Below are 20,728 nucleotides of genomic sequence, written 5' to 3' on the forward strand. Positions count from 1 at the left end.
AATCTTGAAGTTCGCCGCGGGATGCGGCGTTGGGAGAAGGATCGCTGCCTGCTCTGACCTGTCTCTGACGCGAAACCAACTGCAACTGACAACCCCCGGGAGAACCCGCGGATCAGTTTTTGCGATGTGAGAACCAGACCGGAATCGGTCTGGGTAGTTTCACCGGGGTCGCTGAACCCCGGCCTCTACGGCGACCGCCGCACGCCAGCGTTGGTCGAAACCCTCGGCGCCGCGCAGGCAATCGGCCACCATGTCCAGGGCATCGAAACCCCAGAACAGGCGCGGCGCCGCCGCGTCGGCCCGGTGCACCTCGAGCGTCGGCACGCCGAAGATGCCGCGCGCGATGGCGGCGTCGGTGTTGGCGCGCAGTTCCTGCTTCACGGCGTCGGAGCGCGGGTCGCGCGCCGGCTGCAGCCGCGCCTCGAGGCCCGCGAGCCGCCGGGGCTCGTCGACCTCCGCGCCACCGGTCCACACATGGCGCAGCACCGTCTCACACTGATGGCGGTTCGCCAGCCCACCCCGACCGCAGGCGACCAGCAGGCGCAGCAAGGGCAACGGGTTGAACGGATGGACCGCCGGCAGCTGCAAGTCGATCCCGTGGCGGTGCGCCAGCCAAACGACCTGCCGGTAGGTCCAGTCGCGCTTCGAGCCGATCTCGGCCGGGCCGAGCTGGCCCCACTGTTTCAGCAGGCCGGCGAACAACACCGGTCGGTAGTCGACCACGTAGCTGCAGCCTTCGAGCGCCTGCGGCAGGCGCTCGAAGGCCAGATGGGCGTAGGGCGAGATCGGGTCGAACCAGAAGGTGATCGGCGTCATCCTGCGGACTCCTCCGGCTTGCGCCGCACGTCGAGCTGCAGCCAGACGGCGCGCTTGCCGGCATCGTCGAGGCGCGACCAGGCGGCGATCTCGTCGATCGTCCGGTAGCAGCCCTCGCACCAGCCACTGGCCGCGTCGATGCGGCAGATGTCGATGCACGGCGAGGCGACCGGCGTCACGTCGTCGTCCCTCGTCGTCGGGCGGCCGTGCGTCGGGCTCATGACTGCACCACGTCGGCCACCGGCGCGGCCGTCAGCTGTTCCAGCGCCTGCGGGCTCAGCGCGAACACGCCGTTCGGATGGCCGGCCGCCGCCCACACCTCGGCAAAGCGGAACAGCTCGCGGTCGATCAGCGTGACGCAGGGCGAGGCATGGCCGATCGGCGACACGCCGCCGATCGAGTAGCCGGTGCGCGCCTTCACGAAGTCGGCGTCGGCGCGGCCGACCGCACCGACCAGGGCAGCCACCTTCTTCTCGTCGACACGCCGGTCACCCGACGTGACGACCAGCACCGCCACGTCGTCGGCTCGACGCCGGAAGATCACGCTCTTGGCGATCTGGCCGAGCGCGATGCCCAGCGCGTCGGCCGCCTCCTGCGAGGTGCGGGCGGCCACGTCCAGCCAGCGCGGCGCGTGCGCATGGCCGCGCTCGGCCAGCAGTTGCGTGACGCGGCGGAAGCCCTCGGGCCGCTGGGCCAGCGATGCGTCGTCGCTCATGCCGGCACACCGCGCTTTGCCAGCACCGCGTTCGCCACGCACGAGACCGGCTTGCGACCCAGCACGCCGGAAACGAAGGCCGCCGTGTCCACCAGAGCGTCGAGATCGATGCCGGTCTCGATGCCCAGCCCGTGCAACAGGAACACCACGTCCTCGGTCGCGACATTGCCGGTCGCCCCCTTGGCGTAGGGGCAGCCGCCGAGACCGGCGACGCTGGCGTCGAAGCAGTGCACGCCGAGTTCGAGACAGGCGTAGATGTTCGCCAGCGCCTGGCCGTAGGTGTCGTGGAAATGGCCGCTCACCTCGGCGAGCGGGTAGTGCTTCAGCGCGCGTTCCATTGCGGCCTGCACCCGACGCGGCGTGCCGACGCCGATGGTGTCGGCCACACCGACGTGCTGCACGCCGATGCCCTGCATCAGACGCACCACCTGCTCGACGCGGTCGGGCGACACCTCGCCTTCGTAGGGGCAGGCCAGCGCGCAGGAGATCGCGCCTCGCACCTTGATGCCGGCCTCGCGCGCCGCGGCGACCACCGGCGCGAAGCGCTCGATCGATTCGGCGATGCTGCAGTTGATGTTCTTCTGGCTGAAGGCCTCGCTCGCGGCACCGAACACGACGACCTCGTCGGGCCATCCGTCGCGTGCCGGCTGCAGCGCTGCCTCGAGTCCCTTCAGGTTCGGCACCAGGACGCTGTAGCGCACGCCGGCCCGGCGGCGCAGACCCGCCATGACCTGCGCGTTGTCGGCCATCTGCGGCACCCATTTCGGGCTGACGAAACTCGTGACCTCGATCTCGCGCAATCCGGCGGACTGCAGCCGATGCACCAATTCGATCTTGTGCTCTGCAGCGACCGGCTGCTTCTCGTTCTGCAGACCGTCCCGTGGACCGACGTCGACCAGCGTCACCCGGCTCGGCAACATGTGTGGTTCCTCACAAACATTTGGCGGTGCATTTCGGTGCGCCGAAGCGCCCCCCGTGAACGGGCGGACGGCTCTCCCCATTGTGCGGGATGGGCGTGACGACACCGGTAACGCACCATGCGCTCAACTTCCGGGGCTCGCTGCGATGTCCACCACCTTCACCCGCCTTCAGCTCGCCACCCGCATCCATTTCACGCTGCTGCGCACGCTGGGCGAAGGCATCGACGTGGCCCGCATGCTGCGGCAGCGCCACTACGCCGAAGAGGTGGCGAGCGTGTGCCGCAGCCTCAGCGACTACGCGCTGCATGAACTGGCCGATCGCTTCGAGGACGCCACCGCCGCCGAGGACATCAAGATCCACATGGAAGTTGCCGCGCGAGAAGCGCGCGCCGCGCTGGCGCAGATCCCGCGCCGTGCACCGGTCGCGCAGCAGGAACTCGCGTGGTCGCAGGACACCAGCGGATTCGGTCTGAGCCGCCCCCTCCAAGCCCTGGACACCGCGTTGCCCGCGCCGGCGCGCATCAGCCGCTTCTCGCCGTCGAACTGGCTGGGCATCGGCCGCGATCGGCAGGACAGCGCCGCTCCCTGACGACGCGCCGACCGGCTCACGCGGCAGCGGCCGCCGCCGGCTCGAAGTCCAGCAGCGCCTCGCCTTCGGCGACCTGTTCGCCGGCGGCGAAGCGCAGGCCCTTGACGACGCCGTCGCAGGGTGCATTCAAGGTGTGCTCCATCTTCATCGCCTCCATCACGGCCAGGGCCTGGCCGCGCCGTACACGTTCGCCGGCACCCACCAGAAAGCCCACCACCTTGCCGGGCATCGGCGCCGTCAGGCGCCCGCCTTCGCCGGCACCGTCGCCGGCATGGGCGAGCACGTCCACCTCGCGAACCCAGGCCGAGCCGTCGGGCGTGAACACGGCCAGGTGCTCGCCGACCGCATAGGCCGACAGCATCAGCCGGCGTGCGCCGAGCCGGACATCGTGGCGTTCCGCGCCGAGCGCCTGCACCTCGAAGGCCTGTACCACCGTGTCGACCTGCAACTGCATCGCGCCGTCGCGCGTGCGTTGCAGCGACGCGCGCAGCGACATGCCGGCGTGTTCGATCTCGAAGCGCCGCAAGGCGCTGCCATGCAGGCGCCAGCCATCGCGGCGCGACCACGGGTCGGCGTCCTCACCGGCCCGCTCGTGCGCGAGCGCGTGCGCGACCACGCCCGCGGCGACCCATTCCGGCGCCAGCGGCGGTGCATCGAACAGGCCTGCGCGTTCCCGCTCGATCAGTCCGGTGTCGAGGTCGGCCGTGGCGAACGACGGGCTGTTGACCACGCGACGCAGGAAGGCCACGTTGTTCTGCGGCCCGACCAGATGGGTGTGCGCCAGCGCCCGGTCCATGCGCACGAGCGCCTGCTCGCGGTCCCGGCCCCAGACGATGAGCTTCGCGACCATCGAGTCGTAGTAGGGCGTGATCGCATCGCCTTCGCCCACGCCGGCGTCGATCCGCACCGCCGCCGACTCGGCGCCGTTGGCACGCTCGAAGGCCACATGCGCCGGCCAGCGAAGCACGTGCAGGCGGCCGGTGGACGGCAGGAAGTCGGCATCGGGGTTCTCGGCGCAGAGGCGCGCCTCGATCGCATGGCCATGGATCCGCAGTTCGTGCTGCTGCAGTGGCAGGGGCTCGCCGGCCGCGACGCGCAACTGCCACTCGACGAGGTCGAGCCCGGTGATCGCCTCGGTCACCGGATGCTCGACCTGCAGCCGCGTGTTCATCTCCATGAAGTAGAAGCGGCCGTCGGGCTCGGCGATGAACTCCACCGTGCCGGCACCGACGTAGCCGACCGCCTTCGCGGCCGCGACCGCCGCCTCCCCCATCGCGCGGCGACGATCCTCGCTCATGCCGGGCGCCGGCGCCTCCTCGAGCAGCTTCTGGTGGCGGCGCTGCACCGAGCAGTCACGCTCGAACAGGTAGACGCAGTGACCATGGGTATCGCCGAACACCTGGATCTCGATGTGCCGCGGCTTCTGCAGGTAGCGCTCGACCAGCACGGCGTCGTCGCCAAAGCTGCCGAGGGCCTCGCGCCGGCAGGACGCGAGAGCCGCATCGAACGCCGATTCTTCGCTCACCACGCGCATGCCCTTGCCGCCGCCGCCGGCACTGGCCTTGATCAGCACCGGGTAGCCGATGCGCGCGGCCTCGCTCCGCAGCAGCGCCGGGTCCTGGTCGGCGCCGTGGTAGCCGGGCACCAGCGGCACGCCGGCCGCTTCCATCAGGCGCTTGGACTCGGCCTTCAGGCCCATGGCCCGGATGGCCGACGGCGTGGGGCCGATGAACACGATGCCGGCTGCGGCGCAGGCCTCGGCGAAGCCGTCGTTCTCGCTGAGGAAGCCGTAGCCCGGATGCACCGCCTGCGCGCCGGTCGCGATCGCGGCCTCGAGGATGCGGTCGGTGCGCAGGTAGCTGTCGCGCGGCGCGGCGGCGCCGATGCGGACCGCCTCGTCGCAGGCCTTGACATGCCGCGCGTTCGCGTCGGCATCGGAGTACACCGCGACCGTCGCGATGCCCAGCCGCCGCGCGGTCGTGGCCACGCGGCAGGCGATCTCGCCGCGGTTGGCGATCAGGATCTTCTTGAACATCTTGCCCCCGCGGCTCCATCGCCCGCGCGCGCTTCGCGCGCCAGGCCATCTGACTTCGTCGCTGCGCCGCTTCGCGGCTGGTCGCCGCGGTTGACGACCAGGATCTTCTTGAACATCAACGGGACTCCGTTGCCGTGGCCGACGCCGCACCCAGCAGCATCTTCAACCGGGCCCACAAGCGCGCCAGGAACTTCGAGAGCAGCCACACGAGGATCAGCATGCCGACGAAGGCCGCGGCCACGCCGGCGATCGCCAGCACCGGGTGCTCGAACGCCAGCCACAACATCGACGGCACCGCCAGATCACCGAGCAGCGACATGCCGATGTTGGAGAACGGCTCGGGCGAGGTGTTGACCGCGGCGCGCGTGGTCGCCTTGGCAACGTGGCTGGTCGCGGCCAGCGTGCCACCCAGCAGGGCCGCCAGCGCCGCGGCGGTGGCGTGGTCGGCGCCGAACACCGAGGCGGCCAGCGCCGCGCCGGCCGGGATGCGGACCGCGGTGTGAACCAGGTCCCACAGCGAATCGAGACCGGGGATCTTGTCGGCGAAGAACTCGACGAACAGCATGAAGCCGCTGCCCGCCAGCATCGCCGGGTGCTGCAGCAGTTGCAGGCCGGGCGGCAGCTGCACCCAGCCGGCATAGCCCACCAGCCCGGTGATGGCGAGCACCGCGTAGAGCCGCAGGCCGCTGGCCCAGCCCAGCGCGGCGGCCAGCGCGATCAGATGGGTGGTGTCGAGCGCGTTCACCGCCGGCAGTTCCATCGTCGCTCCTTCACGCCTGCCAGCGCGGACGGCGCTTGCCGAGAAAGGCCTGCACGCCCTCGCGGCCGTCGTCCGAGGCGCGCGCATCGGCAATGAACTCCACGGTGCGCGCGATCAGGGCCGCATCGAGCGGCGCCCCGGTGATCTCGTGCAGCAGGCGCTTGCCGGTGGCCAGCGCCTGCGGGCTGGCGGCGAGCAGCGCGTCGACGAGAGCCTGCACCGCCGCGTCCAGCGCCTCGGCCGGCGCGACCTCGTGCAGCAGGCCCGTGCGCTGCGCGGTGGTGGCATCGAAGCGCTCCGCCGTGAGCATGTAGCGCTGCGCGGCACGCGGGCCCATCGCGCGGACCACGTAGGGGCCGATCGTCGCCGGCACCAGCCCGAGCTTCACCTCGCTGAGGCAGAACTGTGCGGTGTCCACTGCCACCGCGAGATCGCAGGCCGCCACCAGGCCCACGCCGCCGGCATAGGCATCGCCCTGCACGCGCGCGATCGTCGGCTTGCGGCAGCCGGCGATGCTGCGCAGCATCTGGGCCAGGCCGGCCGCGTCGTCGAGGTTCTGCGCGCGCGTGTAGTCCGCCATGCGGCGCATCCAGTGCAGGTCGGCGCCGGCGCAGAAGGCCGGGCCCTCGGCGGCCAGCACGACGACGCGCACGGTGTCGTCGGCATCGAGCGCGCGGAAGGCCTGCGTCAGCGCGGTGATGATCTCGTCGTTGAAGGCGTTGCGCACGTCGGGGCGGCACAGCGTCACCCGCGCCACCGCGGCCGACGGTCGGCTCAGGCGGACGGTCGTGTCGGCGCTCATGCGGCGGGACCCTGGCTGTGCGGCATCGCGGCGCCCTCCATCACATGCGGAACACGCCGAACTTCGCGTCGGGGATCGGCGCGTTCAGGCTGGCGCTCAAGCCCAGCGCGAGCACGCGGCGCGTGTCGGCGGGATCGATGACGCCATCGTCCCACAGCCGAGCGCTGGCGTAATAGGGATGCCCCTGGGTCTCGTACTGCGCGAGCAGCGGCGCCTTGAAGGCCGCCTCGTCCTCGGCCGACCAGTGCCCGCCCTTGGCCTCGATGCCGTCGCGCTTCACGGTGGCCAGCACGCTGGCGGCCTGCTCGCCGCCCATCACCGAGATGCGTGCGTTGGGCCACATCCACAGGAAGCGCGGCGAGTAGGCGCGGCCGCACATGCCGTAGTTGCCCGCGCCGAAGCTGCCGCCGATGATCACGGTGAACTTGGGCACGTTGGCGCAGGCCACTGCGGTGACCATCTTGGCACCCGCGCGCGCAATGCCTTCGTTCTCGACCTTGCGGCCGACCATGAAGCCGGTGATGTTCTGCAGGAACACCAGCGGGATCTTGCGCTGGCAGCACAGCTCGATGAAATGCGCGCCCTTGTTGGCGCTCTCCGAGAACAGGATGCCGTTGTTCGCCACGATGCCGACCGGCAGGCCCTCGATGTGCGCGAAGCCGGTCACCAGCGTGGCGCCATAGCGCGCCTTGAACTCGTCGAACTCGCTGCCGTCGACGATGCGGGCGATGACCTCGCGCACGTCGAAGGGCTTGCGCGTGTCGGTCGGGATCACGCCCAGCAGTTCGGCCGCGTCGTAGCCCGGCGCCACCGGTTCGCGCCGCAGCGGCGGCTGCGGCTTGCGGTGGTTGAGGTGGCCGACGATCTGGCGCGCCAGCGCCAGCGCATGGGTGTCGTTGCGCGCCAGGTGGTCGGCCACGCCCGACAGGCGCGTGTGCACGTCGCCGCCGCCCAGGTCTTCGGCCGTCACCACCTCGCCGGTCGCGGCCTTCACCAGCGGCGGGCCGCCGAGGAAGATGGTGCCCTGGTCCTGCACGATGATGGTCTCGTCGCTCATCGCCGGCACGTAGGCGCCGCCGGCGGTACAGGAGCCCATCACCACCGCGATCTGCGGAATGCCGTCGGCGCTCAGGTTCGCCTGGTTGTAGAAGATGCGGCCGAAGTGGTCGCGGTCGGGGAACACCTCATCCTGGTTCGGCAGGTTGGCGCCGCCGCTGTCGACCAGGTAGAGGCAGGGCAGGCGGTTCTGCTGCGCGATCTCCTGCGCGCGCAGGTGCTTCTTGACCGTCAGCGGGTAATAGGTGCCGCCCTTGACGGTGGCGTCGTTGCACACGATCACGCACTCGACGCCGGCCACCCGGCCGATGCCGGCAATCACGCCGGCGCACGGCGCCGCATCGCTGCCGTCCGCGTCGCGGTAGACGCCCATCGCAGCCAGTGGGGCGATCTCGAGGAAGGGCGTGTCAGGGTCCAGCAGCAGCTCGACCCGCTCGCGCGGCAACAGCTTGCCGCGTGCCACGTGCCGTGCGCGCGCGGTCTCGCCGCCGCCCAGCGCGATCTGCGCGAGCTTCGCGTGCAGGTCGTCGACGCCGCGGCGCATCGCCTCGGCATTGGCCTTGAACTCGTCGCTGCGCGGATCGAGGCGGGACACCAGGGTCGACATCGCGGGGCTCCTTCGGCCGGGGGACTCAGGCGGTTTCGGCGAACAGCTCGCGGCCGATCAGCATGCGCCGGATCTCCGAGGTGCCGGCACCGATCTCGTAGAGCTTGGCGTCGCGCCACAGCCGCCCGGCCGGGTACTCGTTGATGTAGCCGTTGCCGCCCAGCACCTGGATCGCCTCGCCGGCCATCCAGGTGGCCTTCTCGGCGGCGTAGAGGATGGCGCCGGCCGCGTCCTTGCGCAGCGAGCGGCTGTGGTCGGCGCGGTCGCAGGCCTGGCCGACGGCGTAGACGTACGCGCGGCAGGCCGAGAAGGTGGTGTACATGTCGGCCAGCTTGCCCTGCATCAGCTGGAACTCGCCGATGCTCTGGCCGAACTGCTTGCGGTCGTGCACATAGGGCAGCACCAGGTCCATGCAGGCGGCCATGATGCCCAGCGGCCCGGCCGACAGCACCGCGCGCTCGTAGTCCAGGCCGCTCATCAGCACCTTGACGCCGCCGCCCTCCTGGCCCAGCACGTTGTCGACCGGCACCTCGCAGTCCTCGAAGAACACGGGGTAGGTGTTGGACCCGCGCATGCCCAGCTTGTCGAGCTTGCTGCCGAAGCTCAGGCCCTTGAAACCCTTCTCGACGATGAGCGCCGTGACGCCCTTCGCGCCCGCCTCGGGCTCGGTCTTGGCGTAGACCACCATCGTGTCGGCGTCACCGCCGTTGGTGATCCACATCTTGGCGCCGTTCAGCACGTAACGATCGCCGCGGCGCTCGGCGCGCAGCTTCATGCTGACCACGTCGGAGCCGGCGTTGGGCTCGCTCATCGCCAGCGCGCCGACGTGCTCGCCGGACACCAGCTTCGGCAGGTAGCGGCCCTTCTGCGCTTCGCTGCCGTTGCGGTGCAGCTGGTTGATGCAGAGGTTGGAATGTGCGCCGTAGGACAGCCCCACGGCCGCCGAGGCGCGCGAGATCTCCTCCATCGCCACCATGTGCGCCAGGTAGCCGAGGCCGGTACCGCCGTAGGCCTCGCCCACCGTCATGCCGTGCACGCCCAGGTCGCCGAGCTTGCGCCAGAGATCGGGGGGGAACTGGTTGTCGCGGTCGATGTCGGCCGCGCGCGGCGCGATCTCCTGCTGGGCAAAGTCGCGCACGCTGTCGCGCAGCATGACCAGCGTGTCGCCGAGGTCGATATCGAGGCCGGTGAAGCTGGACATGTCGGTCTCCCGTGGGCTGCAGGTGGTCGGTGCGGCGGCTTGGCGCCGGTCATTCATGAGTTTCACTCAAAATTAGCGAACACCGAATGACTCGACCGCTTTTATGTCGGATCAGCGAGCAGTCTAGAGAGTCGTCTGAGGCGAATCAAGCATTAATTGAGCTTTACTCAAGATTGCCAATCCCCGACAATCCGGCGTGCCCTCGCTGCCGTCCCCGCTGCCGCCGCCACGATGAACCGTCCGTCCGCCCTTGCCGCCCCGCGCCGCCGCGCGCCGGCCAGCGCCAAGTCCGAGCAACGCGTGCGCGACATCCTGCGCGTGGGCCGCGAGGTGTTCTCGGAGCGCGGCTACGAGCACGCCACCACGACCGAGATCGCGCAGCGCCTGGGCATCTCCGAGGCCACCGTGTTCACCTACTTCCGCGGCAAGCGCGAGCTGTGCACCCGCGTGGTCGGCGACTGGTACGACGAGATCATCGCCGCCATCGAGGCCGGCCTGCCGCGCGAGCGCGACACGCGCGCGCAGCTCGAGTTCTTCGTGCAGACCCACCTGCGGCTGTTCCTGACGCAGGGCACCGGGCTGTGCGCGCTGGTGCTGTCGGAAGGCCGCTCGAAGGGACAGGAGGCGCTGGGCGATGCCTTCGCGCCGCTGCAGCGCCGCTACACCGCGCCGCTGATGGACCTGCTGGCGCGCGGCCAGGCCAGCGGAGAGATCCGCCGCGACGTGCCGCTGCGCCTGCTGCGCACCCTGGTGCTGGGGCCGATGGAGCACCTGCTGTGGGAGGCCGTGCTGCAGCAGCGGCCGGTCGACGTGGACGAGACCGCGCGTGGCCTGCTCGCGGTGCTCTACCCGGCCCTGCAGGCGCCGCAGGCCGAGCTGGCCGCGTTGCGCCGCCTGCGTGGCGATGTCGAGCACGCGCTGCGGGTGGCCGACGGCGCGCCGCGCTGAGGCCGCGACTCAGAACGGCCCGGTGGCGAGCCAGCGCTCCAGCTGCGCCCGCCGGTCGTTGCCCCAGAACAGCTCGCCGTCGACGAGGAAGGACGGCGCGCCGAACACGCCCGCCGCGATCGCGGCGTCGTTCTCGGCCTTCAGCCGCGCCTTCCAGGCCGGGTCGCCCCAGGCGGCCTCGGCCGCCTCGGCGTCGAGCCCGGCCTCGGCACACAGCGCCTTCAGCGGCGCCGGCGCATCGAGCGCCACGCCGCGCGTGAAGTAGGCGCGCAGCCCGGCATGGGCCCAGGCCGCCGCCCGCTCGGGCTCGCGGTCGGCGAGCCACCAGAACACGCGCGCGGCGTTCTGGGTCGGGATCGGGAAGCGTTCGGGCGCCCGGTAGGGCACGCCCTCGAAGCGCGCCGAGCGCTGGAAATCGGCCAGCGCGTACTCGCGCTTGACCGGGTAGGACACCGGGCTCTTCAGCTCGGCCGCCTGGAAGGTGGCCCCCAGCAGGATGGCGTGCCAGCGCACCGTGCGGCCGTGGCGCGCGGCCACCGCCTCGACCCACTCGCTGGCGATGTAGGAATAGGGCGAGGAGAAGTCGAAATAGAACTCGACCGGGTTCCTCGCGTTCATTGCCGCACCGCCGCGGTGTCGCCGACGCTCGCTCTCACGCTCACTTGTACAGCACCTCCGGCAACCACAGGCCGATGGCCGGGAACTGGTACAGCAGGATGATCGCGATGATCTGGATGCCCATGAAGGGCAGCATGCCGGCGAAGATCTGGTTCAAGGTCACGTGCTTCGGCGCCACGCCCTTCAGGTAGAACGCCGACATCGCCACCGGCGGGCTCAGGAAGGCGGTCTGCAGGTTCAGCGCCACCAGCAGGCCGAAGAACAGCGGGTCGACCCCGAAGTTGTCGAGCAGCGGAATGAAGATGGGCATGAAGATCACGATGATCTCGGTCCACTCCAGCGGCCAGCCGAGGATGAAGATGATGACCTGGCTCAGGATCAGGAACTGGGTCTTGGTGAGGTTCATGCCCAGCACCCAGTTCTCGACCAGCTCCTGGCCGCCCAGCAGCGCGAAGGCCGCCGAGAAGATGGCCGAACCGACGAACAGCCAGCACACCATCGCGCTGGTCTTGGCGGTGAGGAAGACGCTCTCCTTCACCACCGTGAGGTTGAGCTGGCGGTAGGCCCCGGCGAGCAGGAAACCGCCGAGCGCACCGACCGCCGCCGCCTCGGTGGGCGTCGCCAGGCCGAAGACGATCGAGCCCAGCACCGCGGTGATCAGCACCAGCAGCGGGAAGAAGCTCGACAGCAGCATCTTGAAGACTTCGAGCCGGTTGAAGCTCAGCAGTGCGTAGTAGGCCAGCATCGCGACGGCCCCCACCGCCAGGCCGATCCAGTAGCCCTGCGGCGCCGGCCGGGTGGTGGCGGCCGCTTCGCCCGCGGCCGCCGCGGAGGCGGGCGGCGTGGCCACGGCGGCGGCCGGCTCGGACAGCGCCGCTGCCGGCTCCGCGACGGCCGCACTGGCCGACTCGCCCGCGCTCGCGGGCGGCTCCGACAGGCCGCCGTTGTCGGCCGGCGGCTCCTGCAGCCCCCCCGACGTCGGCGGCTCCTGCAGGCCGCCTCCCTCGTCGCTCGGCGGGGCCTGCAGGCCTCCGGTGCCTTCCGATTCGGCGGCGCTGCCGAACCCCATGGGCTGCAGCTCGGAGAAATCGTCGACCGGCGCCACGCGGGTCACGGTCTGGTAGCTCCACAGCGACACGGCGGCGAACAGGATCAGCGGCAGCAGCGTGATGAACAGCTGCTTGAGCAGGAAGCCCGTGCTGACGGCCTGGTTGCGCTTGCCCTTCAGCGCGCCCAGCAGCCAGGGCAGCGCTCGGCCCTCGCCGCGTGCACCGGCGCTCTGCAGCGGCTGCGGCAGCGGCACGAAGCGCTGCGCGGCTGTCAGCGGCGGCATCAGCGCCGGCTTGAGCTTGGCGAGGATGATCACGTAGAGGATGTACAGGCCCGCGAGCATGATCCCGGGGAAGAAGGCGCCCGCATACAACTGCACCACCGACACGCCGGCGGTCGCGCCGTAGACGATCAGCAGTACCGACGGCGGGATCAGGATGCCCAGGCAGCCGCCGGCGGTGATGGCCCCGGCGGAGATCCGCACGTCGTAGCCGCCGCGCAGCATCTGCGGCAGCGCCAGCAGGCCCATCAGCGTGACCACCGCACCGACGATGCCGGTCGCGGTGGCGAACACCGCGCAGGTCACCAGCGTGGCGACCGCCAGCGAGCCCGGCACACGCGCCAGGGACAGGTGCAGGCTGCGGAACAGCTTCTCGATCAGGTTGGCGCGCTCGACCAGGTAGCCCATGAACACGAACAGCGGGATCGAGATGAGCACGTCGTTGCTCATCACCGAGAAGGCGCGCTGCACCATCAGGTCGAGCGTCTGCTTCATCGCGCCGCCGGCCGTCTGCCCGCCGGAGTGGTAGGCGAAGAAGGCGAACAGCATGCCCATGCCCATCAGCGTGAAGGCGGTCGGGAAGCCCAGCATGATGGCCACGACCACCAGCGACAGCATCAGCAGGCCATAGTGACCATTGGTCATGGTGTCGACGCTCAGCACCATCGCCACCGCGGCGGCGACGATGATCGCCATCAGCGTGAAGCCGAACCACAGTTCCTTGCGCAGCTTCATGCCTTGCCGCCTTCCTTGACGACGAACTTGTCGAGTGCCTCGATGTCGGCGTCCTTCACGTGCACCATCTCCTTGAGCTTGTCGACGTCGACTTCCTCGACGTCCTCCTCGCGCGACGGCCAGTCGCCTTCACGCAGGCAGATCACGCAGCGCACGATCTCCACCAGGCCCTGCAGCAGCAGCACGCCGCCGGCGAAGGGGATCACGAACTTGAACGGGTAGACCGGCAGCGGATCGGCGTTGAAGGTCTGCTCGCGGATGGAGAGCGAATCGTTGAAGTAGAACCAGCCGGCCCAGGTGAGCGCCACGATGCCCGGCAGGAAGAACACGATGTAGAGGATCAGGTCGATCGTGGCCTGCGTGCGCGGCCGGAAGAAGCCGTAGAGCACGTCGCCGCGCACGTGGCCCGCCTTGCTCAGCGTGTAGGCGCCGGCGCACATGAAGAGAGTGCCATACAGCATGATCTGGGCATCGAGCACCCAGGCATGCGGCTTGTTGAGCACATAGCGGGAGAACACCTCCCAGCTGATCAACAGGGTCAATCCGACCACTGACCAGGCGAACAGCTTGCCGATCCAGGTGGAGAAACGATCGATCGCCAGCAGCAGGTTCTGCATCAGGCTTCCTAGAAAAAACGTCCGGACAAACGAGCGGGGGCGCCGCTCTGCGGCGCCCCCGGATGTCGCTCAGATCACTGGGGCGCTCAGGCCTTCTTGGCGCCGAAATAATGGTTGTAGGCCATCTTGAAGTCAACCGTGTAATCGTTCCACCATTGACCGGCGCGCGCGGCGAAGGCTTTCTGCGAATCGATCACCTTCTGGAACAGCGGGTTCTCGCCGCCCTTCTTGGCGATGATCTTGTCCCAGGCAGCGAGCTGCGCGCGCAGGATCGCGTCGGGCGTCTTGTAGAACTTCACGCCGGCCTTCTTCAGCTCGCCGTAGTCGAGCGAATTGCGGTGCGCGGCCTTCCAGCTCATGTCGGCGCTGGCGGCCTGCACGCCGTAGTCGACGATCGCCTTCAGCTCGGCCGGCAGCGCGTCGAGCTTGCCCTTGTTGAACAGGATCTCGAACTGCTCGCCGCTCTGGTGGAAGCTCTGCAGCATGCAGTTCTTCACCACGTCGGGGAAGCCGAGCAGGCGGTCGGAGCTGGCGTTGTTGAACTCGGCACCGTCGATCAGGCCGCGGTCCAGCGCCGGCACGATCTCGCCACCCGGCAGCGGGTTCACCGCGGCGCCCATGTCGGTGTACATGTCCACCGCCAGGCCGACGGTGCGGAACTTGGTGCCCTTGATGTCCTCGAGCTTGCCGATCGGCTTCTTGAACCAGCCGAAGGGCTGCGTCGGCATCGGGCCATACAGGTAGGACACGACGTCCATGTTCAGGCTCTTGTAGATCTCGGCCAGCAGTTCCTTGCCGCCGCCGTAGTTGTGCCAGGCCAGCAGCATGTTGGGGTCCATGCCGAAGGACGGGCCCGAACCCCACAGCGCCAGCGCCGAGTTCTTGCCGTAGTGGTAGGCCACGACGCCGTGACCGCCGTCGAGCGTGCCCTTGTTGACAGCTTCCAGCAGCTGGAAGGCCGGCACCACCGAACCCGCCGGCAGCACCTCGATCTTCAGCCGGCCACCGGCCATGTTGTTGACCTTGGTGGCGAAGTCCTGCGCGTACTCGTGGAAGATGTCCTTCGAGGGCCAGGTGCTCTGGAAGCGCAGCGCGGTGGTCTGCGCGACCGACACCATCGGGGCGGCCATCGCGGTGGCGCCGACGGCACCGGCGGAAGCCTTCTTGAGGAAGCGACGACGTTGCGGGGCGGTCTTCTGGGTCATGGACATCTCCTGATTGGGGCACTAACGACGGGTTCGCGACAGCCAACCCGGGTCTGTTTGAAAGCTCACCGATGGTAAGGAGCGCCCTCGCGGGCCGCCGCTGTCGTTAACCCCATACGTAGTTCCCGCAACGCGACCGGACCCGGACGCGCACTGGAAACGGCCCGCCTTCAGCCCGCGCCGCGGGCGCTCGCGAGACGCGCCGCGAGCAGCAGGAAGAGCCCGCCGCCGAGCGCCTGCAGCGCCCGCCGCAGCGCCGGCGCCACCCGGCCCCGCACCCGGTCGGTCAGCAGGGCGACGAGCAGCAGCCAGCTCACGCCGCTCAGGTTGAACAACAGGCCGAGCAGCAGGAAGGCCGGCAGCGGCAGGCCGGCATGCACGTCGACGAACTGCGGCACGAAGGCCAGGAAGAACAGCCCGACCTTGGGGTTCAGCAGGTTGGTCAGCAACCCGGCGGTGAACGATTGGCGCAGCGTCGGGAGCGGCGCCACCGTCTGGTCCGACGCCTCGGCCGCGGCATCGGCCCCGCGCCACGCCGCGCGCAGCATCTGCAAGCCCAGCCAGGCCAGATAGAGGGCGCCGGCCCACTTGAGCGCGTCGAAGGCCCAGCGCGACGCGGCCAGCACCGCGGCCACGCCCAGCGCGGCCGCGACCGCGTGGCCCATGCAGCCCAGGCCGACGCCGAAGGCGCCCGCCACGCCATGGCGCCAGCCGCCGCGCGCGCTGCGGCTCATGACGTACAGCGTATCGGCACCGGGCGTGAGGTTGAGCACCAGGCTGGTCAGCATGAACAGCCCGAGGTCGTGGATGCCGAGGCTGCTCAAGGCAGCTCGACCGCCAGTGCCGTGGCCTCGCCGCCGCCGATGCACAGCGCCGCCACGCCACGCCGCAGCCCGCGCCGCTGCAGCGCGCCCAGCAGCGTCACGACGATGCGGGCCCCCGACGCGCCGATCGGGTGGCCCAGCGCGCAGGCCCCGCCGTGCACGTTGACACGCTCGTGCGGCAGCTCGAAATCGGTCATCGCCGCCATCGTCACCGCGGCGAAGGCCTCGTTGATCTCCCACAGGTCGACGTCGCGCACCGACCAGCCGGTCTTCTGCAGCACCTTGCGGATCGCGCCGGCCGGCGCGGTGGAGAACCAGGCCGGCGCCTGCGCATGCACCGCGTGCGCGCGCAGCACGGCGATCGGCGCGAGGCCGCGCGCGCGGGCGGTGGAGGCACGCATCAGCACCAGCGCCGCGGCGCCGTCGGAGATGCTCGACGAGGTGGCGGCGGTGATCGTGCCGTCCTTGCCGAAGGCCGGCTTCAGCGCCGTGATCTTGTCGAGCTTGGCCTTGAAGGGCTGCTCGTCGCGGTCGACGGTCACGTCGCCCGCCCTGCCGGCCAGCGTGACCGGCGCGATCTCCCAGTCGAAGCTGCCGTCGTTGTGGGCCGCGATCGCGCGCTGCGTCGACGCCACCGCGAACGCGTCCATCGCCTCGCGCCGGAAGCTGTAATAGCTGACGCACTGTTCGGCGAATACGCCCATCGACTTGCCGCGCTCGTAGGCGTCCTCCAGGCCGTCGAGCGCCATGTGGTCGTACAGCACCGCCGCGCCGTACTTCAGCCCCTTGCGCACGAAGCTCAGGTGCGGTGCGTTCGTCATGCTCTCCATGCCGCCGGCCACCACCACCTCGGCCGAGCCGGCCGCCAGCATGTCATGGCCGAACATCAGCGCGCGCATGCCGGAGCCGCACATCTTCGACAGCGTCACCGCGCCGGCCGAGTCCGGAAGGCCGGCCTTGCGCGCCGCCTGGCGGGCCGGCGCCTGGCCCTGGCCCGCCATCAGGCAATTGCCCATCAGCACCTCGTCGACGGCGTCGCCCGGCACGCCGGCGCGTTCGACCGCGGCGCGGATCGCGACGGCGCCCAGTTCCCAGGCCGCCAGCGCCGCCAGGTCGCCGAGCAACCCGCCGATCGGCGTTCGCGCAGCCGACACGATCACGACCGGATCATCGGTGGACATGGCAAGACTCCTTCACAGGATCAGATGGGGTTGTGGCCGAGCTGCGTGGTCGCCGACGCCGGATGCAGCGACACCGCCTCGGCGTCGAGGCTGCCGAAGCCCAGCCCCAGCGGCCGGCGGAAGCGCTTGTGCGGGTCGTAGGGGAAGACGTCGTGCACGTAGCCGCCGGCGATGCGGTCCTTGCGGCCCTGCCAGAACGCCGGATCCAGCAGCTCGGCATGGTGCTGCATGAACACCTCGCGCACCGTCGGGTTGCCGAGCAGGAAAGGGCCGAAGGTCTCGGGGAACACGTCCTTGGGACCGACCGAATACCAGATGTCGCCCGACATCTCCTCCTCTTCGGTACGCGGCTCGGGCACCTTGCGGAAGTTGCAGTCGGTCAGGTACTCGATCTCGTCGTAGTCGTAGAACACCACCTTGCCGTGGCGCGTGACGCCGAAGTTCTTCCACAGCATGTCGCCGGGGAAGATGTTGGCCGCCACCAGGTCCTTGATGGCGTTGCCGTACTCGATGACGGCATGCTTCATCTGCTCGGGCGTGGCCTCCTGCAGGTAGATGTTGAGCGGGATCATGCGCCGCTCGATGTACAGGTGCTTGAGCACCAGGCTGTCGCCCTCCTCCTCCAGCAGGCTGGGGCAGAAGTGACGGATCTCCTCGATCAGCTCGGGCTCGAAGCGCTGGCGCGGGAAGGCCACGTTGCTGTACTCCAGCGAGTCGGCCATGCGGCCCACCCGGTCGTGCGTCTTCACCAGCTGGTACTTGCTCTGGATCAGCTCGCGCGTGGTGTCCTTCTGCGGCGGGTAGAAATCCTTGATGACCTTGAACACGAACGGGAAGCTCGGCAGGTCGAACACCAGCATCACCATGCCCTTGATGCCGGGCGCGATGCGGAAGCTGTCCGAAGAGTGGCGCAGGTGATAGAGGAAGTCGCGGTAGAACTGGTTCTTGCCCTGTTTCTGCAGGCCCAGCGCGTTGTACAGCTCCCAGCGCGGCTTGCGCGGCATCAGCGAACGAAGGAACTGCACGTAGGCCGACGGGATCTCCATGTCGACCAGGAAGTAGGCGCGCGCGAAGCTGAACAGCAGCAGCAGCTCGTCCTCGCCGAACAGCGCGGTGTCGATGGTCAGCAGTTCGCGCGAGTTGTGCAACACGGGCAGCGCGAAGCCGGTCTCGCGAAAGCCGTTGATGACCTTGCCGACGATGTAGGCGCCCTTGTTGCGGAAGAACAGCGAGGCCAGCACCTGGATCTGGAAGTTGGCGCTGAGCTTGACGTCGCCGAACTGGTTGCGAAACGCCTGCAGCACGTAGTCGATGTCGCGCCCCAGGTCCTCGAACTCGCGCTGGAGCTGGTAGTTGTCGACGATGCGCAGCAGCGTCTCGCGCAACCCCTCGGCCGAGCCCGGCCGGCTCGGGTAGTAGGCGCGGTAGGTCGGCAGCGAGTCCGGCTCCTCGTTCTCGATGTACTCGGTGCTGACCGCCGGGCGCACGAAGATGAAGTCGTTGCGAAAGTAGCTGCGGTGCAGGATCTTGGTGGTGACCGAGTTGAAGAAGGTCTCGGCCAGCTCGGGCTGGTGGTGGTTGATCAGCAGGCCGATGTAATACAGCTTCACCTGCTGCCAGGTCTCCTCGGACAGCGAGCTGGCGCGGAATTCGTTCTCCAGCCGCTCCGCGGCCTCGTCGACGCGCAGGTCGTAGAACTCGATGCGCTCGCGCTGCGCGCGTTGCTGGCCGTGCCAGTCGGCCGCCTCGAAGCGCTGCTTGGCCTCGGCGCTGGTCTGGCGGAAAAGCTTGTAGTGGCGGTTGAAGCCGTCGAGCAGCGCCTGGGCGATGTCGAAGGCGCGCGGGTCGTTCAGGGTGGTGACGAAGCTGCCCGCCATCAGGCGACCCCCCGGGCGTCGTAGCGCGCCTTCACCGTGGCGAGCGCCCGCTGGTAGGCGGGGATCACCGCGTCGGCGCTGTCGACCGTCATCGTCAGGTCCTCGAGCAGACCGTTGTGCAGACCGTAGAACCAGCCGTGGATGACGACCTGCTGGCTGCGCTGCCAGGCGTCCTGCACGACGGTGGTGCTGCACAGGTTGAGCGCCTGCTCGACGACGTTGAGCTCGCACAGCGCGTTGACGCGGTCGATCTCGCGCACGCCGTCGAGCCAGGTCTGGTGCTTGTTGCGCACGTCCTGCACGTGGCGCAGCCAGTTGTCGGCCACGCCGACACGGCGGTCGGCCAGCGCCGCGGCCACGCCGCCGCAGCCGGAGTGGCCGACGACGATCAGGTGCTGCACCTTCAGCATGTCGATCGCGAACTGCACGACGGACAGGCAGTTGAGGTCGGAATGCACCACCACGTTGGCGACGTTGCGGTGCACGAACAGCTCGCCGGGCAGCAAGCCGACCAGGTCGTTGGCCGGCACGCGGCTGTCGGCGCAGCCAATCCACAGGTACTGCGGCGACTGCTGCTTGAGCAGCCGCGAGAAGAAGCCGGGTTCGCGCACCTCGGTCTGCTTGGCCCACTCGCGGTTGTTGTCGAACAGCTCTTTCAGGTCGGTGGTCATGCTTCGGCTCCTCTTTGCCACAATTTTACGCAGGCGCCCCCTGACGCGTCGGCGACCGACCGGTCCCGGCGTTTGCGTTAACGTGCCACCGGACTTCACGGCGGCGAGCCCGACCTGCGATGAACGCTCTCGAACACCAATTGGGCTACCCGTTCGGCGATGCCCTGCCCGCGCTGGGCGACGCCCTCGACGTCGCCCCGGGCGTGAAGTGGGTGCGGATGCGGCTGCCGTTCGCGCTGGACCACATCAACCTCTGGCTGCTGCGCGACCGGCTCGAGAGTCCGGACGGCCCGGTGGAAGGCTGGGCCATCGTCGACTGCGGCATCGGCGACGACACCACCCGCGCCGCATGGGAGCAGGTGTTCGCCGACCACCTGGACGGCCTGCCGGTGCTGCGCGTGATCGTGACCCACATGCACCCGGACCACATCGGTCTGGCCGACTGGCTGACCACGCGCTGGAGCGTGATCGGGCGCGACTGCCCGCTGTGGATCAGTGCGACCGACTGGAACGCGGCTCGGATCGCCTGCCGCAGCACCACCGGCGTCGGCGGCGACGAAGCGGCAGCCCACTTCGCGCGCCATGGCGTGACCGACGCCGACGCGCTGCAGAAGATCCGCCGGCGCTCGAACTACTACGCCTCGATGGTGCCGTCGGTGCCGCAGCGCTACCACCGCCTGCTCGACGGCGAGACGCTGCGCGTCGGGGACCATGGCTGGCGTTGCCACGTCGGCTACGGCCATGCGCCGGAGCACATCGCGCTGCATTGCGAGGCGCTCGGCGTGCTGATCTCGGGTGACATGGTGCTGCCGCGCATCAGCACCAACGTCAGCGTGCTCGACTTCGAACCCGAGGCCGACCCGCTGCGGCTCTACCTCGAGTCGATCGAGCGGATGCGCGCGCTGCCGCCCGACACGCTGGTGCTGCCGGCCCATGGCCGCCCCTTCACCGGCCTTCACACCCGCGTCGACCAGTTGCGCGACCACCATGCCGAACGCTTCGCCGACGTGCTGGCCGCCTGCGCCGCCGCCCCGAAGACGGCGACCGAGCTGCTGCCGGTGCTGTTCAAGCGCCCGCTCGACCTGCACCAGACCACCTTCGCGCTGGGCGAGGCGATCGCCCACCTGCACGCGCTGTGGTTCGACGGGCGGCTGGTGCGTCAGGTGGACCGTGCGAGTGGCGTCTACCGCTTCGCCGTCGCCGGCTGACGAGAACGGCCCG

21 protein-coding genes are annotated in these 20,728 nt (G+C 69.6%); 3 read left to right on the plus strand and 18 right to left on the minus strand.

Annotated elements, in window-relative coordinates; all coding sequences use genetic code 11:
- Positions 1-159: 159 nt before the first annotated feature.
- Genes MPE_RS16915 through MPE_RS16930 form a run of 4 tightly spaced genes read right to left on the minus strand, consistent with a single transcriptional unit; the run spans position 160 to position 2,451 of the window.
- Positions 160-816, minus strand: a complete 657-nt coding sequence (locus MPE_RS16915) for a 2-hydroxychromene-2-carboxylate isomerase (RefSeq protein WP_011830925.1) — start codon at positions 814-816, stop codon at positions 160-162.
- Positions 813-1,037 carry a DUF1289 domain-containing protein gene (locus MPE_RS16920; RefSeq protein WP_011830926.1) on the minus strand — a complete coding sequence of 75 codons (225 nt, stop codon included), beginning with the start codon at positions 1,035-1,037 and terminating at the stop codon, positions 813-815. The genes MPE_RS16915 and MPE_RS16920 overlap by 4 nt, the downstream gene beginning before the upstream one ends.
- Positions 1,034-1,531, minus strand: coding sequence for a YbaK/EbsC family protein (locus MPE_RS16925; protein WP_011830927.1), 498 nt, complete (start codon positions 1,529-1,531; stop codon positions 1,034-1,036). Before MPE_RS16925 ends, MPE_RS16920 begins: the two co-directional genes overlap by 4 nt.
- Positions 1,528-2,451, minus strand: coding sequence for a hydroxymethylglutaryl-CoA lyase (locus MPE_RS16930; RefSeq protein WP_011830928.1), 924 nt, complete (start codon positions 2,449-2,451; stop codon positions 1,528-1,530). Before MPE_RS16930 ends, MPE_RS16925 begins: the two co-directional genes overlap by 4 nt.
- A gap of 145 nt (positions 2,452-2,596) precedes the next feature.
- Here MPE_RS16930 and MPE_RS16935 point away from each other — a divergent pair, with 145 nt between their 5' ends.
- On the plus strand, positions 2,597-3,040 hold the full coding sequence (locus tag MPE_RS16935) for a hypothetical protein (RefSeq protein ID WP_011830929.1): 444 nt from the start codon (positions 2,597-2,599) through the stop codon (positions 3,038-3,040).
- Between the two features lie 16 nt (positions 3,041-3,056).
- Here MPE_RS16935 and MPE_RS16940 read toward each other — a convergent pair whose 3' ends face one another.
- The 6 genes from MPE_RS16940 to MPE_RS16960 are packed head-to-tail and all read right to left on the minus strand — an operon-like array spanning position 3,057 to position 9,501.
- The gene (locus MPE_RS16940; protein ID WP_011830930.1) at positions 3,057-5,075 is read right to left on the minus strand and encodes an acetyl-CoA carboxylase biotin carboxylase subunit; all 2,019 of its coding nucleotides are present in this window, start codon (positions 5,073-5,075) and stop codon (positions 3,057-3,059) included.
- Positions 5,057-5,191 (minus strand): hypothetical protein, encoded by a 135-nt coding sequence (locus MPE_RS24875; RefSeq protein ID WP_259372573.1) that lies wholly within the window; start codon positions 5,189-5,191, stop codon positions 5,057-5,059. Before MPE_RS24875 ends, MPE_RS16940 begins: the two co-directional genes overlap by 19 nt.
- The gene (locus tag MPE_RS16945) at positions 5,191-5,835 is read right to left on the minus strand and encodes a DUF4126 domain-containing protein (protein WP_011830931.1); all 645 of its coding nucleotides are present in this window, start codon (positions 5,833-5,835) and stop codon (positions 5,191-5,193) included. The genes MPE_RS24875 and MPE_RS16945 overlap by 1 nt, the downstream gene beginning before the upstream one ends.
- Before the next feature lie 10 nt (positions 5,836-5,845).
- Positions 5,846-6,637, minus strand: coding sequence for an enoyl-CoA hydratase/isomerase family protein (locus tag MPE_RS16950; protein ID WP_011830932.1), 792 nt, complete (start codon positions 6,635-6,637; stop codon positions 5,846-5,848).
- A 40-nt stretch (positions 6,638-6,677) separates the two neighbouring features.
- A complete protein-coding gene (locus MPE_RS16955) occupies positions 6,678-8,300 on the minus strand; it encodes a carboxyl transferase domain-containing protein (protein ID WP_011830933.1) in 1,623 nt (540 codons plus the stop codon).
- Positions 8,301-8,325: 25 nt separating this feature from the next.
- Entirely contained in the window at positions 8,326-9,501 is a 1,176-nt protein-coding gene (locus MPE_RS16960; protein ID WP_041930262.1) for an isovaleryl-CoA dehydrogenase, read from the minus strand.
- Positions 9,502-9,732: 231 nt separating this feature from the next.
- Here MPE_RS16960 and MPE_RS16965 point away from each other — a divergent pair, with 231 nt between their 5' ends.
- Positions 9,733-10,449 carry a TetR/AcrR family transcriptional regulator gene (locus tag MPE_RS16965; protein ID WP_011830935.1) on the plus strand — a complete coding sequence of 239 codons (717 nt, stop codon included), beginning with the start codon at positions 9,733-9,735 and terminating at the stop codon, positions 10,447-10,449.
- 9 nt (positions 10,450-10,458) lie between these two features.
- Here the strand turns inward: MPE_RS16965 and MPE_RS16970 are convergent, their stop codons facing one another.
- The 8 genes from MPE_RS16970 to can form a co-directional block, all read right to left on the minus strand.
- On the minus strand, positions 10,459-11,067 hold the full coding sequence (locus MPE_RS16970) for a 2-hydroxychromene-2-carboxylate isomerase (RefSeq protein WP_011830936.1): 609 nt from the start codon (positions 11,065-11,067) through the stop codon (positions 10,459-10,461).
- Positions 11,068-11,107: 40 nt separating this feature from the next.
- Positions 11,108-13,132: a TRAP transporter large permease gene (locus tag MPE_RS16975; protein ID WP_011830937.1), complete on the minus strand. Its 2,025-nt coding sequence runs from the start codon at positions 13,130-13,132 to the stop codon at positions 11,108-11,110.
- Entirely contained in the window at positions 13,129-13,749 is a 621-nt protein-coding gene (locus MPE_RS16980) for a TRAP transporter small permease subunit (protein WP_011830938.1), read from the minus strand. Before MPE_RS16980 ends, MPE_RS16975 begins: the two co-directional genes overlap by 4 nt.
- A gap of 86 nt (positions 13,750-13,835) precedes the next feature.
- A complete protein-coding gene (locus MPE_RS16985; protein WP_011830939.1) occupies positions 13,836-14,954 on the minus strand; it encodes a TRAP transporter substrate-binding protein in 1,119 nt (372 codons plus the stop codon).
- Between the two features lie 170 nt (positions 14,955-15,124).
- Entirely contained in the window at positions 15,125-15,778 is a 654-nt protein-coding gene (locus tag MPE_RS16990; protein WP_011830940.1) for a LysE family translocator, read from the minus strand.
- Complete coding sequence (locus MPE_RS16995; protein ID WP_011830941.1) at positions 15,775-16,959, minus strand: acetyl-CoA C-acyltransferase; 1,185 nt, start codon at positions 16,957-16,959, stop codon at positions 15,775-15,777. Before MPE_RS16995 ends, MPE_RS16990 begins: the two co-directional genes overlap by 4 nt.
- Before the next feature lie 20 nt (positions 16,960-16,979).
- Positions 16,980-18,836 (minus strand): bifunctional isocitrate dehydrogenase kinase/phosphatase, encoded by a 1,857-nt coding sequence (gene aceK / locus MPE_RS17000; protein WP_011830942.1) that lies wholly within the window; start codon positions 18,834-18,836, stop codon positions 16,980-16,982.
- Positions 18,836-19,507 (minus strand): carbonate dehydratase, encoded by a 672-nt coding sequence (can, locus tag MPE_RS17005; RefSeq protein WP_011830943.1) that lies wholly within the window; start codon positions 19,505-19,507, stop codon positions 18,836-18,838. The genes aceK and can overlap by 1 nt, the downstream gene beginning before the upstream one ends.
- 119 nt (positions 19,508-19,626) lie before the next feature.
- Between can and MPE_RS17010 the strand changes: the two genes are divergently transcribed.
- The gene (locus MPE_RS17010; RefSeq protein ID WP_011830944.1) at positions 19,627-20,715 is read left to right on the plus strand and encodes an MBL fold metallo-hydrolase; all 1,089 of its coding nucleotides are present in this window, start codon (positions 19,627-19,629) and stop codon (positions 20,713-20,715) included.
- Positions 20,716-20,728: the final 13 nt, after the last annotated feature.

The organism is Methylibium petroleiphilum PM1, from assembly GCF_000015725.1.
Classification (GTDB): domain Bacteria; phylum Pseudomonadota; class Gammaproteobacteria; order Burkholderiales; family Burkholderiaceae_C; genus Methylibium; species Methylibium petroleiphilum.

Excerpts from the sequence above, each read along its gene's own strand:
- MPE_RS16915 (WP_011830925.1), bottom strand. The coding sequence starts at position 816 with ATGACGCCGATCACCTTCTGGTTCGACCCGATCTCGCCCTACGCCCAT.
- MPE_RS16920 (WP_011830926.1), bottom strand. The coding sequence starts at position 1,037 with ATGAGCCCGACGCACGGCCGCCCGACGACGAGGGACGACGACGTGACG.
- MPE_RS16925 (WP_011830927.1), bottom strand. The coding sequence starts at position 1,531 with ATGAGCGACGACGCATCGCTGGCCCAGCGGCCCGAGGGCTTCCGCCGC.
- MPE_RS16930 (WP_011830928.1), bottom strand. The coding sequence starts at position 2,451 with ATGTTGCCGAGCCGGGTGACGCTGGTCGACGTCGGTCCACGGGACGGT.
- MPE_RS16935 (WP_011830929.1), top strand. The coding sequence starts at position 2,597 with ATGTCCACCACCTTCACCCGCCTTCAGCTCGCCACCCGCATCCATTTC.
- MPE_RS16940 (WP_011830930.1), bottom strand. The coding sequence starts at position 5,075 with ATGTTCAAGAAGATCCTGATCGCCAACCGCGGCGAGATCGCCTGCCGC.
- MPE_RS24875 (WP_259372573.1), bottom strand. The coding sequence starts at position 5,191 with ATGTTCAAGAAGATCCTGGTCGTCAACCGCGGCGACCAGCCGCGAAGC.
- MPE_RS16945 (WP_011830931.1), bottom strand. The coding sequence starts at position 5,835 with ATGGAACTGCCGGCGGTGAACGCGCTCGACACCACCCATCTGATCGCG.
- MPE_RS16950 (WP_011830932.1), bottom strand. The coding sequence starts at position 6,637 with ATGAGCGCCGACACGACCGTCCGCCTGAGCCGACCGTCGGCCGCGGTG.
- MPE_RS16955 (WP_011830933.1), bottom strand. The coding sequence starts at position 8,300 with ATGTCGACCCTGGTGTCCCGCCTCGATCCGCGCAGCGACGAGTTCAAG.
- MPE_RS16960 (WP_041930262.1), bottom strand. The coding sequence starts at position 9,501 with ATGTCCAGCTTCACCGGCCTCGATATCGACCTCGGCGACACGCTGGTC.
- MPE_RS16965 (WP_011830935.1), top strand. The coding sequence starts at position 9,733 with ATGAACCGTCCGTCCGCCCTTGCCGCCCCGCGCCGCCGCGCGCCGGCC.
- MPE_RS16970 (WP_011830936.1), bottom strand. The coding sequence starts at position 11,067 with ATGAACGCGAGGAACCCGGTCGAGTTCTATTTCGACTTCTCCTCGCCC.
- MPE_RS16975 (WP_011830937.1), bottom strand. The coding sequence starts at position 13,132 with ATGAAGCTGCGCAAGGAACTGTGGTTCGGCTTCACGCTGATGGCGATC.
- MPE_RS16980 (WP_011830938.1), bottom strand. The coding sequence starts at position 13,749 with ATGCAGAACCTGCTGCTGGCGATCGATCGTTTCTCCACCTGGATCGGC.
- MPE_RS16985 (WP_011830939.1), bottom strand. The coding sequence starts at position 14,954 with ATGACCCAGAAGACCGCCCCGCAACGTCGTCGCTTCCTCAAGAAGGCT.
- MPE_RS16995 (WP_011830941.1), bottom strand. The coding sequence starts at position 16,959 with ATGTCCACCGATGATCCGGTCGTGATCGTGTCGGCTGCGCGAACGCCG.
- aceK (WP_011830942.1), bottom strand. The coding sequence starts at position 18,836 with ATGGCGGGCAGCTTCGTCACCACCCTGAACGACCCGCGCGCCTTCGAC.
- can (WP_011830943.1), bottom strand. The coding sequence starts at position 19,507 with ATGACCACCGACCTGAAAGAGCTGTTCGACAACAACCGCGAGTGGGCC.
- MPE_RS17010 (WP_011830944.1), top strand. The coding sequence starts at position 19,627 with ATGAACGCTCTCGAACACCAATTGGGCTACCCGTTCGGCGATGCCCTG.